The sequence below is a fragment of the Propionicimonas sp. genome (genome assembly GCF_047606205.1).
Lineage (GTDB): Bacteria > Actinomycetota > Actinomycetes > Propionibacteriales > Propionibacteriaceae > Propionicimonas.
The window spans coordinates 1-13168 of the sequence record NZ_JASGES010000192.1 but is presented as its reverse complement, the minus strand read 5'-3'; the positions used below and the strand labels follow the sequence as shown (position 1 = coordinate 13168).

At 70.6% G+C, this 13168-nt stretch carries 10 protein-coding genes and 2 pseudogenes; 4 read left to right on the top strand and 8 right to left on the bottom strand.

All coding sequences use genetic code 11. From position 1 onward, the window contains the following. Positions 1–173, bottom strand: a pseudogene (locus QM633_RS12120) (4-hydroxy-tetrahydrodipicolinate reductase); the annotation flags it as partial. 341 nt (positions 174–514) lie between these two features. Here QM633_RS12120 and QM633_RS12115 point away from each other — a divergent pair. Then, the gene (locus QM633_RS12115; RefSeq protein ID WP_415154017.1) at positions 515–1138 is read left to right on the top strand and encodes a hypothetical protein; all 624 of its coding nucleotides are present in this window, start codon (positions 515–517) and stop codon (positions 1136–1138) included. 287 nt (positions 1139–1425) lie between these two features. Here QM633_RS12115 and QM633_RS12110 read toward each other — a convergent pair whose 3' ends face one another. Then, positions 1426–3633 (bottom strand): polyribonucleotide nucleotidyltransferase, encoded by a 2208-nt coding sequence (locus tag QM633_RS12110; RefSeq protein WP_415154016.1) that lies wholly within the window; start codon positions 3631–3633, stop codon positions 1426–1428. 192 nt (positions 3634–3825) lie between these two features. Further along, entirely contained in the window at positions 3826–4089 is a 264-nt protein-coding gene (gene rpsO / locus QM633_RS12105) for a 30S ribosomal protein S15 (protein WP_415154015.1), read from the bottom strand. A gap of 264 nt (positions 4090–4353) precedes the next feature. Here rpsO and QM633_RS12100 point away from each other — a divergent pair, with 264 nt between their 5' ends. The 3 genes from QM633_RS12100 to QM633_RS12090 all read left to right on the top strand — a co-directional run bounded on the left by QM633_RS12100 (position 4354) and on the right by QM633_RS12090 (position 7948). Continuing rightward, complete coding sequence (locus QM633_RS12100) at positions 4354–5910, top strand: Re/Si-specific NAD(P)(+) transhydrogenase subunit alpha (RefSeq protein WP_415154014.1); 1557 nt, start codon at positions 4354–4356, stop codon at positions 5908–5910. A 1-nt stretch (position 5911) separates the two neighbouring features. Then, the gene (gene pntB, locus QM633_RS12095; protein WP_415154013.1) at positions 5912–7336 is read left to right on the top strand and encodes a Re/Si-specific NAD(P)(+) transhydrogenase subunit beta; all 1425 of its coding nucleotides are present in this window, start codon (positions 5912–5914) and stop codon (positions 7334–7336) included. A 120-nt stretch (positions 7337–7456) separates the two neighbouring features. Further along, complete coding sequence (locus tag QM633_RS12090; protein WP_415154012.1) at positions 7457–7948, top strand: GNAT family N-acetyltransferase; 492 nt, start codon at positions 7457–7459, stop codon at positions 7946–7948. A gap of 7 nt (positions 7949–7955) precedes the next feature. On the opposite strand, the gene QM633_RS12085 is transcribed toward QM633_RS12090, so the two are convergent. The 5 genes and pseudogenes from QM633_RS12085 to infB all read right to left on the bottom strand — a co-directional run. Continuing rightward, positions 7956–8396 (bottom strand): hypothetical protein, encoded by a 441-nt coding sequence (locus tag QM633_RS12085; protein WP_415154011.1) that lies wholly within the window; start codon positions 8394–8396, stop codon positions 7956–7958. A gap of 59 nt (positions 8397–8455) precedes the next feature. Next, positions 8456–9391 (bottom strand): bifunctional riboflavin kinase/FAD synthetase, encoded by a 936-nt coding sequence (locus QM633_RS12080; protein ID WP_415154010.1) that lies wholly within the window; start codon positions 9389–9391, stop codon positions 8456–8458. Between the two features lie 362 nt (positions 9392–9753). Further along, a pseudogene (gene truB, locus QM633_RS12075) lies at positions 9754–10629 on the bottom strand (tRNA pseudouridine(55) synthase TruB); the annotation flags it as partial. After that, positions 10622–11059 (bottom strand): 30S ribosome-binding factor RbfA, encoded by a 438-nt coding sequence (rbfA, locus tag QM633_RS12070; protein ID WP_415154009.1) that lies wholly within the window; start codon positions 11057–11059, stop codon positions 10622–10624. The pseudogene truB and the gene rbfA, both read right to left, overlap by 8 nt. Positions 11060–11128: 69 nt before the next feature. Then, the coding region (gene infB, locus QM633_RS12065; protein WP_415154008.1) for a translation initiation factor IF-2 at positions 11129–13168 on the bottom strand (2040 nt) is incomplete at its 5' end.

Sequence of the window (13168 nt, the reverse complement as noted above, 5' to 3'; positions counted from 1 at the left end):
TCCATGACGGCGCCGGGCACCGTGAAGTCGACCACCACGTCGGCACCCGTCACGGCCGTGCGGTCGTCGCCCGCGTCCACGGCGGCGACCAGCTCGAGGTCGTCGGCGGCCTCCACCGCGCGGCAGACCTCCGCACCCATCCGTCCCCCGGCTCCGAACACCGCGACCCTCATGCTGCTCCCTCTCCTCGGTCCGCCCATGCTAGGGGGCTGCTGAACAATCATGTCCCGGCTGCGGCGCGCCGGATCGGGCGATCCGCGGCGGCCACACCTTGGGGCACAGGACCACTATCGCCCACAAGATGTGGCCTTGCCGCTCATCCCGCCCGGCACGTCCTCGCTCGGAACAGCAATGATCAGCAGCCCCCTGGACGGTTCGTCGCCGCTTTCCGGTGCGGGTTGTGGACAACCGGCGCGCCCGGGGACGGTTGTCCACACCAGCGGGGATCGGCTGAGCGGTGCCCGGTGCCGCCGCCGAGGATGAACGGCGAGGCGACCGGAAAGGAGATCCGGCGATGATTCCACACAGCCGGCGCGCGCAAGCCGGGCCACCCCTCGGCCCGGTCGAACGGTGGCGCAGTGAGCGCGACCGCGCGCGGGCGCCCGGCAACTCGCACCTGCCGTGGTGCCACGGCCACGGCTGGATGCTGGATGCCGGCGTGGTCGACGTCCTGGCGCCCGTGCTGCTCACCCAGACCTCCGGCGACGACTCCTACTACCGGCTCACCCTGGTGGGCGCCAGAATCGCGGCGCGGCTGCTGGAACTCCTGCCGCAGGACTACCTCGCCTCGCAGCGGCAGAACGACGGCCCCACGATCGGGACGGTGTTGAGGGCGGTCGTGGCACACCCCGACGACCTGTTCGCCCACGGCTACGTGATCGGGCCGTCCCGCTGCGACGAGCGGATCACGGTGGAGGGTGTGCTGTTCCGGGCCGGCGGGCGCTACCGGCTCTGCCCGCCGGGCGGCCCTGAGCTGGACGGCTGCGACTGCGCCGAGTTGTACGCCCGGCTGAGCGGGGAGTTCGGCGTCGACGACGCCGACGCTTTCCCCGACGAGCTGAGCCTCCGCGACGGGCCCGGGCCCGACCCCGCTGCTCCTTCGGAGGGCACCTGGTGGTACCGCGCCTGGTGGGACTGAGGCTCCCGCCCTTCTTCGGGGGTCCTCCGTCATCGCCGCGGGGCCCCGCCCCACGCCGAGGGGCCGGCGTCCCCGCCCAGGACCAACTCCCGGCCAGCGCCAGCCTCCCCGCCCGGAGCCGGCGGCCGGACCGGAGCCCTCGACGGGAGCGGTGGCCTTCGGCGGCGAGCGGTGGCCCTCGGCGCGCGAGCGGGGCCCGAGGTGCCGGTCCCGGGTCGCGGCGACGCAGCGGGAATTGCGACAGCGCCGCCCCCGGAGAGGGCGGCGCTGTGCGGGTGAAGCGGTGCTCAGGCCTCGGCCGGAGCAGCCTCCTTCTCCTCCACGACGGGGATCAGGGACAGCTTGCCCTTCTCGTCGATGTCGGAGATCTCGACCTGGATCTTCTGGCCGACGCTGACCACGTCCTCCACGTTCTCCACGCGGGCGCCGCCGGCGAGGCCACGCAGCTTGGAGATGTGCAGCAGGCCGTCCTTGCCGGGCAGCAGCGAGATGAACGCGCCGAACGGCATGATCTTCACGACCGTGCCCAGGTAGCGCTCGCCCTTCTCCGGCATCGTCGGGTTGGCGATGGCATTGATCAGCGCACGGGCGGCCTCGGCCGACTCGCCGTTGTCCGCACCGATGTAGATCGTGCCGTCGTCCTCGATCGAGATGTTCGCGCCGGTGTCGTCCTGGATCTGGTTGATCATCTTGCCCTTGGGCCCGATGACCTCGCCGATCTTGTCGATCGGGATCCGGACGGTGATGATCCGCGGGGCGTAGGGGCTCATCTCGTCGGGGACCTCGATGGCCTCCGCCATCACGGCCAGGATCGTGTGCCGGGCCTCCCGGGCCTGCTGCAACGCACCGGCGAGCACCTCGGACGGGATGCCGTTGAGCTTGGTGTCGAGCTGCAGCGCGGTCACGAAGTCCTTCGTGCCGGCGACCTTGAAGTCCATATCGCCCAGGGCGTCCTCCGCGCCGAGGATGTCGGTCAGCGCGACGTACCGCGTCTCGCCGTCGATCTCCTCGCTCATCAGGCCCATCGCGATGCCGGCCACCGGCGCCTTCAGCGGCACGCCCGCGTTCAGCAGCGCGAGGGTGGACGCACACACCGAGCCCATCGACGTCGAGCCGTTGGAGCCCAGCGCCTCCGACACCTCGCGGATCGCGTAGGGGAACTCGTCCCGCTTCGGCAGCACCGGCACCAGCGCACGCTCGGCCAGCGCGCCATGGCCGATCTCGCGCCGCTTCGGCGAACCGACCCTGCCGGTCTCACCGGTGGAGTAGGGCGGGAAGTTGTAGTTGTGCATGTACCGCTTGGTGGTCTCCGGCGAGAGCGTGTCGAGCTTCTGCTCCATGTCCAGCATGTTCAGCGTGGAGACGCCCAGGATCTGGGTCTCGCCGCGCTGGAACAGCGCCGAACCGTGCACCCGCGGCAGCACGCCCACCTCGGCCGACAGCGTCCGGATGTCGCGGACGCCACGGCCGTCGATGCGCACCTGCTCGGTGAGCGTCTTGTGCCGCACGACCTTCTTGGTCAGCGCGTAGAACGCGCCGCTGATCTCCTTGCCGCGATCGGGGAAGAGACCGTCGAGCTCGTCGTGCAGCGCAGCCTTCAGCTCCTCGGTCGCGGTCTCGCGCTCCGCCTTGCCGACGATGCTCATCACGGAGCGGAGGCGCTGCGTGCCGGCCTGCTCGACAGCCTCGAAGACGTCGGGCTGGTAGTCGAGGAACACCGGGAACTGCGACACCGGCTTGGGCAGCATCGCCGACAGCTCGGCCTGAGCGTCGCACAGGGCTTTGATGAACGGCTTGGCCGCCTCCATGCCCTGCGCCACGACGTCCTCGGTCGGAGCGGTGCGGCCGGAGCGGACCAGGTCCCAGGTGGCCTCGGTCGACTCCGCCTCGACCATCATGATCGCGACGTCGCCGTCCGGCAGGACGCGGCCGGCGATGGCCATCTCGAAGGTGGCGTCCGCCGACTGCTCGACGGTGGGGAAGCCCACCCACGCCTCGCCGATCAGGGCGATCCGCAGGCCACCGACCGGGCCGGAGAACGGCAGGCCGGCGAGCGTGGTGGACGCGGAGCCGGCATTGATCGCCAGCACGTCGTAGCGGACGTTCGGGTTCAGCGCCATCACGGTGATGACGACCTGGACCTCGTTGCGCAGCCCCTTCACGAAGCAGGGACGCAGCGGACGGTCGGTCAGGCGGGCGGCCAGGATCGCGCCCTCGGACGGACGGCCCTCGCGGCGGAAGAACGAGCCGGGGATGCGGCCGGCGGCGTACATCCGCTCCTCCACGTCCACGGTGAGCGGGAAGAAGTCGACGGCGTCGCGCGGGTTCTTGGCCGCGGTGGTCGCCGACAGCAGCATCGTGTCGCCGTCGAGGTAGACGGCTGCCGAGCCGTTCGCCTGCTTGGCCAGCAGGCCGGACTCGAACCGGACGACGTGCTTTCCCAGCGGGCCGTTGTCGATCACGGCCTCGGTGTAACGAAGGTCAGGACCTTCCATTCGGGTTCCTTTCGGGTTGGAGCCCCGCCCCTGCCTGCCCCGGTCTTCGATCGAGGCTCGCGGGAGGCCGCCGTGCGGCTGCCCGAAAGTCACTACCGAGGACCAAACCAGGTGGTGTGGGGCTCGTCTGGAGTTGTACGCACGACCAGCCGGTGACGGGGACTCCGTCACCGGCTGGTCAGAAGAGTGATGTCACCGACGCAGGCCGAGGCGCGCGATCAGGGACCGGTAGTGCTCGATGTCCTGCTTGGCGACGTAGTTGAGCAGGCGGCGCCGCTGGCCGACCAGGAGCATCAGGCCACGACGGCTGTGGTGGTCGCCCTTGTGCTCCTTGAGGTGCTCGGTCAGGTGTGCGATCCGCTTGGTGAGCAGCGCGATCTGGACGTCCGGCGAACCGGTGTCGCCCGGGGCGACCGCGTACTCCTCGATGATCTTCTTCTTGGTGTCAGCGTCCATCGGCTGCTCTCCTCTCGGTTTCCCGTTGCGCGGCGCTCCCCTGCCAGGCGGCACGATTCGTGGTGTTGCAGGATCGTCGGGAGCTCTTGGGCGTCCGCGGCCGTCGTGACGGCGGGTCCACTCTACCGGCTCCGGCCCAGCTGCGGCGAATCGGCCTCTGATCAGGCGCGGGACCCGCGCGAAGTGGCCGTCCAGTCGTACTTCTTGGCACTACGCTACCGACGTCGGTTCCACAGCCGTGACCACACGGAAGGCATTACGCATATGCAGATAGGTATTCCCCTGGAGACGCTGAAGGGCGAGACCAGGGTGGCCGCCACTCCGAAGACGGTGCGGCAGCTCGTCACCCTCGGCCACAGTGTCGTGATCGAGGCCGGCGCCGGCGCGCTGTCGTCCTACCCCGATGCCGAGTACGCCGCGGCCGGCGCCACGGTCTCCGACCGAGCGACGACCTGGTCCTCCCCTGTCGTCGCGAAGATCAATGCCCCCGACGACGACGAGATCGCGCAGCTTCCCGACGGCGGCATCCTGATCTCCCTGATCGCACCGGGACGCAGCCCCGAACTGCTCGCGAAGCTGGCCGAGCGCGACCTGACGGTGCTCGCGATGGACGCCGTCCCCCGCATCTCCCGCGCGCAGGCCCTCGACGTGCTGAGCTCGATGGCCAACATCGCCGGCTACCGCGCGGTCATCGAGGCGGCCAACGCTTTCGGCTCGCTGTTCACCGGCCAGGTCACCGCCGCCGGCAAGGTGCCCCCGGCGACCGTCTTCGTCTCCGGCGCGGGCGTGGCCGGGCTCGCGGCGATCGGGACGGCGAAGTCGCTCGGAGCGATCGTCCGCGCCACCGACCTGCGCGCGGAGGTCGCCGAGCAGGTCGCGTCCATGGGCGGGGAGTTCGTGGCCGTGAAGGCGGAGCAGCAGAGTTCCGCCGACGGCTACGCCAAGGAGGCCTCCGCCGACTACGCCGACGCCGCGGCACGGATGTACGCCGAGCAGTGCCGGGAGGTCGACATCATCATCACGACCGCGCTGATCCCGGGGCGCCCGGCGCCTCGGCTGATCACGGCCGAGATGGTGGCCACCATGAAGCCGGGCTCCGTGATCGTCGACATGGCCGCGTCCAACGGCGGAAATGTCGAGGGCTCGGTGGCGGACCAACTGGTCGTCACCGACAACGGCGTGAAGATCATCGGCTACACCGACCTGGCCGGACGGCTCCCCACGCAGGCGTCGCAGCTGTACGGCACGAACGTGGTGAACCTGTTCAAGCTGCTCACTCCCGGCAAGGACGGCGAGGTCGTGCTCGATCTCGACGACGTCGTGCTGCGCGGCATGACCGTGACGAAGGACGGCGACCTGCTCTGGCCGCCCCCACCGGTCCAGGTCTCGGCGGCCACCCCGTCCGCGTCCGCGCCCGTCCCTGCCGAGGATCCCGCGGAGAGGGCCGCGCACCAGGCAGCGGCGGCCAGGGCCCGGACCCGCAACCGGATCGCGTGGTCGATCGTCGCCGCGGCGCTGGTGGTCCTCGCCGTGACCTTCTCCCCGGCCAGCTTCGTGGGGGCGTTCACGGTGTTCGCCCTCGCCGTCGTGGTCGGCTTCTACGTGGTCAGCGGCGTCTCGCACTCGCTGCACACCCCGCTGATGGCCCAGACCAACGCGATCTCGGGGATCATCCTGGTCGGAGCACTGCTCCAGCTCGGCTCGACCAATATCGCCGTCCTGGTGATGTCGTTCATCGCGGCGACGATCGCATCGATCAACATCTTCGGCGGCTTCCTGGTGTCCTACCGAATGCTCGGCATGTTCAGGAAGGAGTCCTGACATGGTGCTCTCCTTCGTCCAGGGGCTCTACATCGTGGCCGGCGTCCTGTTCATCCTGTCCCTCGCCGGGCTCTCGAAGCAGACCACGGCCCGGATGGGCAACATCGCCGGCATGGTCGGCATGGGACTCGCGCTGGTCGCGACGATCATCCATTCGCTGTCCATGTCGGCCACCGAGGGCAACCGCCAGCCCGTGGTCGTCACCCTCGTCCTGATCGTCGCCGTCCTGGCGATCGGGGCGGCGATCGGCACCCCGGTCGCCCGCAGGGTCGAGATGACCCAGATGCCCGAGCTGATCGCCGCGTTCCACTCCTTCGTCGGCATGGCCGCGGTGCTGGTCGGCGTCAACTCCTTCGCCGCACCCGAGGGCACCGGCGGCACCGTCCATCTCGTCGAGGTCGCCCTCGGCGTCCTGATCGGCGCCTACACGTTCACCGGCTCGGTGATCGCCTACCTGAAGCTGTCGGCGAAGATGAGTTCCAAGCCGCTCACGCTGCCCGGACGCAACCTGCTCAACCTCGGCGCGTTCGTGGTCTTCCTCGGGCTGATGGTCTGGTTCGTGGCCGTCGGGGACGCCAACCCGCTGCTGGGCTGGGTGCTGATCATCGCGATCGCGATCATCGGCTTCGCCCTGGGCTTCCACATGGTCGCGGCGATCGGCGGCGGCGACATGCCGGTCGTCGTGTCGATGCTGAACTCGTACTCGGGCTGGGCCGCGGCGGCCGCCGGCTTCATGCTGAACAACAACCTGCTCATCATCACCGGCTCGCTGGTGGGCTCCTCCGGCGCGATCCTGAGCTACATCATGTGCCGGGCCATGAACCGCTCGTTCGTCTCGGTCATCCTCGGCGGCTTCGGCTCCGAGGGCGGCACCGTTGCGGCGGCCACCGAGGTCGAGGGAGAGCACCGCGAGATCGACGCCGCGGGCGCGGCCGAGCTGCTGTGGAACGCGAAGACGGTGATCATCACCCCCGGCTACGGCATGGCAGTGGCGAAGGCCCAGTACCCGGTCGCCGATCTCACCGCCAAGCTCCGCGCGCACGGGGTGAACGTCCGCTTCGGCGTCCACCCGGTCGCCGGGCGCCTGCCCGGGCACATGAACGTCCTGCTGGCCGAGGCCCATGTCCCCTACGACATCGTCCTGGAGATGGACGAGATCAACGACGACTTCGCCGACACCGACGTGGTCCTGGTGATCGGCGCGAACGACACGGTGAACCCCGCGGCGCTGGACGACCCGAACTCCCCCATTGCCGGGATGCCGGTGCTGGAGGTGTGGCACGCAGCGAACGTGATCGTGTTCAAACGTTCGATGGCGACCGGCTACGCCGGCGTCCAGAACCCCCTGTTCTTCAAGGAGAACACCCAGATGCTGTTCGGCGACGCCAAGCAGCGCGTGGAGGACATCATCAAGGCCCTGGGCTGACCCCGCTCCGGAGGAGCACGAGACGACGACCCCTCGTGTTCTTCCGGCAGGCAAGACGGGTAGCAGTCGTCCAGCCCCAGCGGCAACACTGGAGTTCCCTGCGCCGAACCCGGAGGATGCATGCCTGACGAGTCGATCACGGTGCGCCTGTGCACCGTCGAGGACCTTCCCGCGCTGCACGCCCGTGAGGCCCACCCCTCGGCGAGGATCGCGGGCGCGCACTTCGACCGGCAGGCCGGCGGCGACTACTTCTACGCCATCGCCCTCCGTGACGACGTGCCGGTGGGCACGAGCGTCCTGGACTGTCGCGCCGACAACAGCCTGCGCCCGGAGCTGAAGAACCTGTGGGTGTACCCCGAGTTCCGCCGCCAGGGCGCCGCCCGGGCCCTGACCACCTTCCTGGAGCAGCGCGCGGGCGAGCTCGGGTTCGTGGAGGTGTTCCTCAAGGTGGATCCGGAGAACGAAGCGGCGATCCCGATGTACATCGGGCTCGACTACTCCCCGACCGGCGACCACGCCCTGACCACCTACGAGTGGATCGATGACACCGGAGGGGTGAACTCGGCCGAGCAGCGGGACGCGATCTACCGCAAGTCGCTGCTCGTGCGCTGAGGCCGGCTCACACCGGCTGGGTGATGCCCAGGGCGGACAGCTCGTCGCGGTGGGTGCCGTAGCTCAGTTCGAGGGTGACGGCGCCGCAGGCGGCGTGGAAGTCCGCCAGCCGGACGACACCGAAGTGAACGCCGGCCGCCACCTTGCCGAGGTCGCCGGCGTGGCGGCCGCGGACGAGCACCACCGTTCCGTCTGCGAACTGCAGACCGCCGAGACAGCGTCCCTGTGCGGGCTGCACGGCTCGCACCGGCACCTGGCGGCGGAGCAGCCGGGTGAGCGTCGCCGACACCACCGCGGGCGAGGACGGGCCGTACTCGGCCGCCACCTGGGTGGCGAGCGCGGCGAGTTCGTCGATGTCGGACGGGGCGATGCCGAGGCCGGCCACGTCCCGCCTGGCCGGCCCTGGGTCGTGGGCGAACCGTCGCCGCAGCGCACCGAGACCGAACATGACGCAATTCTGCCTTTCGGCGGCCTTGCTGTGAAGATCCCGTGAGCCGGGACCACGTCTCACTGCCGGGGCGCGATCCCCAGCTGCTCCCGGCACCGGGCCACGTCGTCGACCATCTGCACGACCAGCTCGTCGATGTCGGCGAAGCGCACCTGGCCGCGAATCCTGGCCACGAACTCCACCGAGATCGGGGCGTCATACAGTTCGAGGTCGTCCCGGTCCAGCACATAGGACTCGACCCGGCGGGTGAGGCCGTCGAAGGTGGGGTTGGTGCCGACGGAGATCGCCGCGGGCCAGCGCGGCGGCGGCGCATCCGCGGGGAGCGCGTCGCCGTGCGCGTCCAGGCCGTCCCTCCTGGTCACCCAGCCCGCGTAGACGCCGTCCTCCGGGCAGGCGAGGTCGGCGGGGACGGGCAGGTTCGCGGTCGGGAAGCCCAGCGTCCGCCCGCGCCGGTCACCGTGGGCGACGACCCCGCGGAAGTTGAACAGGCGGCCGAGGTGGTGGGCGGCGTGGGCCACGTCGCCCACGGCCAGCGCGCGACGGATCAGGGTCGAGCAGGTGTCCTCGTCGCCGAAGCGGACCAGCGGGAGCGCCTCGACCTCGAACCGGCCCGCCGAGAGCTCGGTCAGCGTGGCGACCGTCCCGGACGCGTGGTGGCCGAACCGGAAGTTCTCCCCCACCACGACCACCGCGGGGTCCAGCGGGACCAGAACGCGCTCGACGAAGTCCGAGGGCGACCAGGACGCGAACTCGCGGGTGAACTCGATCACCTCGACGCGGTCGGCGCCCGCCGCGGTGAGCAGCTCGATCCTCGCCTCCAGGGACGTCAGCAGCATCGGTCCCGTCTCCGGCCGCAGCACCGACATCGGGTGCGGCCAGAAGGTGACGACGACCAGAGGCAGGTCGGGGCGACGTCGCCCGGCCTCGGCCAGCACCTCCCTGTGGCCCGGGTGGACGCCATCGAAGTTGCCGATGACTACCGTTGCTGCACTCACGCTCGCCTCTCCGCTCCACCCTTGGCAGACCGCCGACCACCCTACCAACTGCTCCCCGCTCGCCCTTCCGCGGCTTCGCTCCCGAAAGGCGGCCTTGCTCCCGAAAAGTGGGGAGCAAGGCCGCTTTTCGGGAGCGAACGCGCCGGGGGGACGAGCGGAGGCTTCGATCAGCCGCCGGCGGGTCAGGCGAGGACGGCGACGGGGCGGGACCGGGGCCGACGGGTGGCCGGGTCCGGATCGGCGTCGGCCTGGGCGTCGGCTTCGGGCTGGGCATCAGCGTCGGGCTGGGCGTCGGGCTGGGCGTCGGCGTCGGCCTGGGCTTCGGCCTGGGCGTCGGCGTCGGCGTCGGCGTCGGCGTCGGCGTCGATCGGACGGTAGAGCGCGATCAGGTCACCGTTGTGGATCACGGCGGTGGGGTCGGCGGGGACGGGGATGTCCAGCGGGCGGCCGTGGCCGACGTCGCGGGCGCCGTCGGCGTCCACCTCGACGAACGGGAACGCACGCCGGGCCACCGCGCCGAGGTCGAGCAGCGGCGGGCCGACCTCGCCGGCCAGGCCCTCGGCGTCGAGCGCGACCAGGGAGAGGTCGAAGGCGCCCACCCGGGTGCGGCGCAGCGCCGTCAGGTGGCCGCCACAACCCAGGGCCCGGCCCAGGTCGCGGGCCAGCGCGCGGATGTAGGTGCCGGAGGAGCAGTCCACCTCGACGTCCACGTCCAGCGCGACGGCGGCCGCTGTCCCCTCGATCTCCGCGAAGCTCGCGGGCGGCCGGAACCCGACCAGTTCGAACCGGCTCACCGTGACCTCCCTGGCCCGGAGCTGGACCTCCTCGCCGGCCCGGACGCGCGCGTACGCGCGCTTGCCGTCCACCTTGATCGCCGAGACCGCGGACGGAACCTGGCTGATCACCCCGGTGAGGGCCGGCAGCGCGGACCGCACGTCCGCCTCGGTGATCCCTGCCGCCCCACGCCGCTCCACGAAGTCGCCCTCCGCATCGTCGGTCACCGTGGCGGCGCCGAGCCGGATCGTGGCCGTGTAGGTCTTGTCGTGGCCGGCCAGGAAACCGAGCAGGCGGGTGGCGCGGTTGACGCCGACCAGCAGCACGCCGGTGGCCATCGGGTCGAGCGTGCCGGCGTGGCCGACCTTGCGGGTGCCGTAGAGGCGCCGGCAGCGCCCCACGACCTGGTGCGACGTCCAGCCGGCCGGCTTGTCGACGACGACCAGGCCGGACGCGTCATTCACCGTCGGCGTCGTCCTCGCCCGGCTTCCGGTAGGGGTCCGCGTCCCCGGCGTAGCTGGCGCCGACGGCCCTGGCCGCGACCTCTGCGTCCAGCGCCCTGGCCCGGGCGAGGGCGTCCTCGATCTGCGCGGCGTCCTCCTCGACCGCGTCCAGCACGAACTCCAGCGTGGGGGTGAACTTCAGGCCCAGCTGCTTGCCCACGGTCGAGCGCAGCAGACCGGTCGCCGACTGCAGGGCGGCCGCCGACTCTGAGCGGGCGACCGCATCGCCGAGCACCGTGTAGAAGACGGTCGCCTCCCTGCCGTCGCCGGTGATCCGCACGTCGGTGATCGTCACGAAGCCCAACCGCGGATCCTTGATCCTGCGCTCGAGCATCTGGGCGATGATCACCTTGATCTGCTCCGCGACCTTGGCGAAACGAGGGCTGCTCATGGAATCGTTCCTCTCACTGGGACGGGCGACGCGGGCCCGGTCGAACCGGACCCGCGTCGCGAGCGGGGATCAGTCCCGCGGCTTCTCCACCATCTCGAAGGTCTCGATGATGTCGCCGACGTGGATGTCGGAGAACCCGGCCAGCGTGGTGCCGCACTCGTACCCCTCGCGGACCTCGGTGACGTCGTCCTTCTCCCTGCGCAGGGACGCGATGGAGGTCTCGGTGACCACCACCCCGTCGCGCAGCAGACGGGCCTTGGAGTTCCGCCGGATCGAGCCGTCGATCACCATGCAGCCGGCGATGATGCCGAACTTGGACGAGCGGAAGATCTCGCGGATCTCCGCCTGTCCGAGCACCTTCTCCTCGTAGATCGGCTTCAGCATGCCCTTCAGCGCCGCCTCGACATCGTCGATCGCCGCGTAGATCACCGAGTAGTACCGGATGTCGACACCCTCGGCGTCGGCCAGCTGCGTGGCCTTGCCCTGCGCACGGACGTTGAAGCCGATGATGACGGCGTCCGACGCCGCGGCCAGCGACACGTTGGTCTCGGTGATCGCACCGACACCGCGGTCGATGACCCGCAGGTCGACCTCTTCGCCCACATCGATCTGCAGCAGCGAATCCTCCAGGGCCTCCACCGCGCCGGCCGAGTCGCCCTTGAGGATGAGCCGCAACTCCTGCGTCTCGCCCTTCGCGAGCTGCTCGAACAGCTGGTCGAGCGTCTTGCGCCTGGTGGTCTTCGCCAGCATGGCCGCGCGCTGCCGCGCCTCCCGCTTCTCGGCGATCTGACGAGCCATCCGGTCGTCCTCGACGACCAGGAAGTTGTCGCCCGCACCGGGAACCGAGGTCAGGCCGAGCACCTGCACCGGCATCGACGGCGGGGCCGCGTCCACGTTCTCGCCCTGGTCGTTGATCAGGGCGCGGACGCGGCCATAGGCCGATCCCGCGACGATCGAGTCACCGGTGTGCAGCGTTCCGCGGTGCACCAGGACGGTGGCCACGGGGCCACGGCCCTTGTCCAGGTGCGCCTCGATGGCAACGCCCTGGGCCGGCATGTCCGGGTTGGCCCGCAGGTCCAGAGCGGCGTCCGCGGTCAGGATGACCGCCTCGAGCAGCGCGTCGAGGCCGACGTGGGTGGTCGCGGACACGTCGACGAACATGGTGTCGCCGCCGTACTCCTCGGGCACCAGGCCGTACTCGGTGAGCTGGCCACGGACCTTGACCGGGTCGGCGGTCTCCTTGTCGATCTTGTTCACCGCCACCACGATCGGCACGTCGGCCGCCTTCGCGTGGTTGAGCGCCTCGATCGTCTGCGGCATCACACCGTCGTCGGCCGCAACCACCAGCACGGCGATGTCGGTCGACTTGGCACCACGGGCCCGCATGGCGGTGAACGCCTCGTGACCGGGGGTGTCGATGAAGGTGATCTTCCGCTCCTGGCCGTCCACCTCGGTGGCGACCTGGTAGGCGCCGATCGCCTGCGTGATGCCTCCGGCCTCGCCGGCCACCACGTTGGAGTGCCGCAGCGCGTCCAGCAGCTTCGTCTTGCCGTGGTCGACGTGACCCATGACGGTGACGGCGGGCGGCCGCGGTGCGAGGTCCTCCTCGCCACCCTCGTTCTCGCCGAACTCGATGTCGAAGCTCTCCAGCAGCTCGCGGTCCTCGTCCTCGGGCGAGACGACCTCGATGTTGTAGTTGAGTTCGGCGCCGAGCACCTGGAGCGTGTCGTCGGCCACCGACTGGGTGGCGTTGACCATCTCGCCCAGGTTGAACAGCACCTGCACGAGCACGGCCGGCTCGACGCCGATCTTCTCGGCGAGGTCGGTCAGCGACGCGCCGCGGCGCAGCCGGACGGTCTGGCCGTCGCCCTGACGGACGCGCACGCCGCCGATCGACGGTGCCTCCATCTGGTCGAATTCCTGCCTGCGCTGCTTCTTCGACTTGCGTCCGCGCTTGGCCGGACCTCCGGGACGCCCGAAAGCACCCTGGGTGCCGGAACCGCCACGGCCACCACGGCCGCCACGGCCGCCGCCACCGGGAGGACCACCGGCGCCGGGAGCACCGCCGATACCGCCACGACCGGGCGCGCCACCGGGACGGCCACGCCC

What these genes read in the sequence shown, in the direction of transcription:
- rbfA (WP_415154009.1), bottom strand. Translation starts at nt 11,059, where the DNA reads ATGAGCAGCCCTCGTTTCGCCAAGGTCGCGGAGCAGATCAAGGTGATC.
- QM633_RS12090 (WP_415154012.1), top strand. Translation starts at nt 7,457, where the DNA reads ATGCCTGACGAGTCGATCACGGTGCGCCTGTGCACCGTCGAGGACCTT.
- pntB (WP_415154013.1), top strand. Translation starts at nt 5,912, where the DNA reads ATGGTGCTCTCCTTCGTCCAGGGGCTCTACATCGTGGCCGGCGTCCTG.
- rpsO (WP_415154015.1), bottom strand. Translation starts at nt 4,089, where the DNA reads ATGGACGCTGACACCAAGAAGAAGATCATCGAGGAGTACGCGGTCGCC.
- QM633_RS12085 (WP_415154011.1), bottom strand. Translation starts at nt 8,396, where the DNA reads ATGTTCGGTCTCGGTGCGCTGCGGCGACGGTTCGCCCACGACCCAGGG.
- QM633_RS12110 (WP_415154016.1), bottom strand. Translation starts at nt 3,633, where the DNA reads ATGGAAGGTCCTGACCTTCGTTACACCGAGGCCGTGATCGACAACGGC.
- QM633_RS12115 (WP_415154017.1), top strand. Translation starts at nt 515, where the DNA reads ATGATTCCACACAGCCGGCGCGCGCAAGCCGGGCCACCCCTCGGCCCG.
- QM633_RS12100 (WP_415154014.1), top strand. Translation starts at nt 4,354, where the DNA reads ATGCAGATAGGTATTCCCCTGGAGACGCTGAAGGGCGAGACCAGGGTG.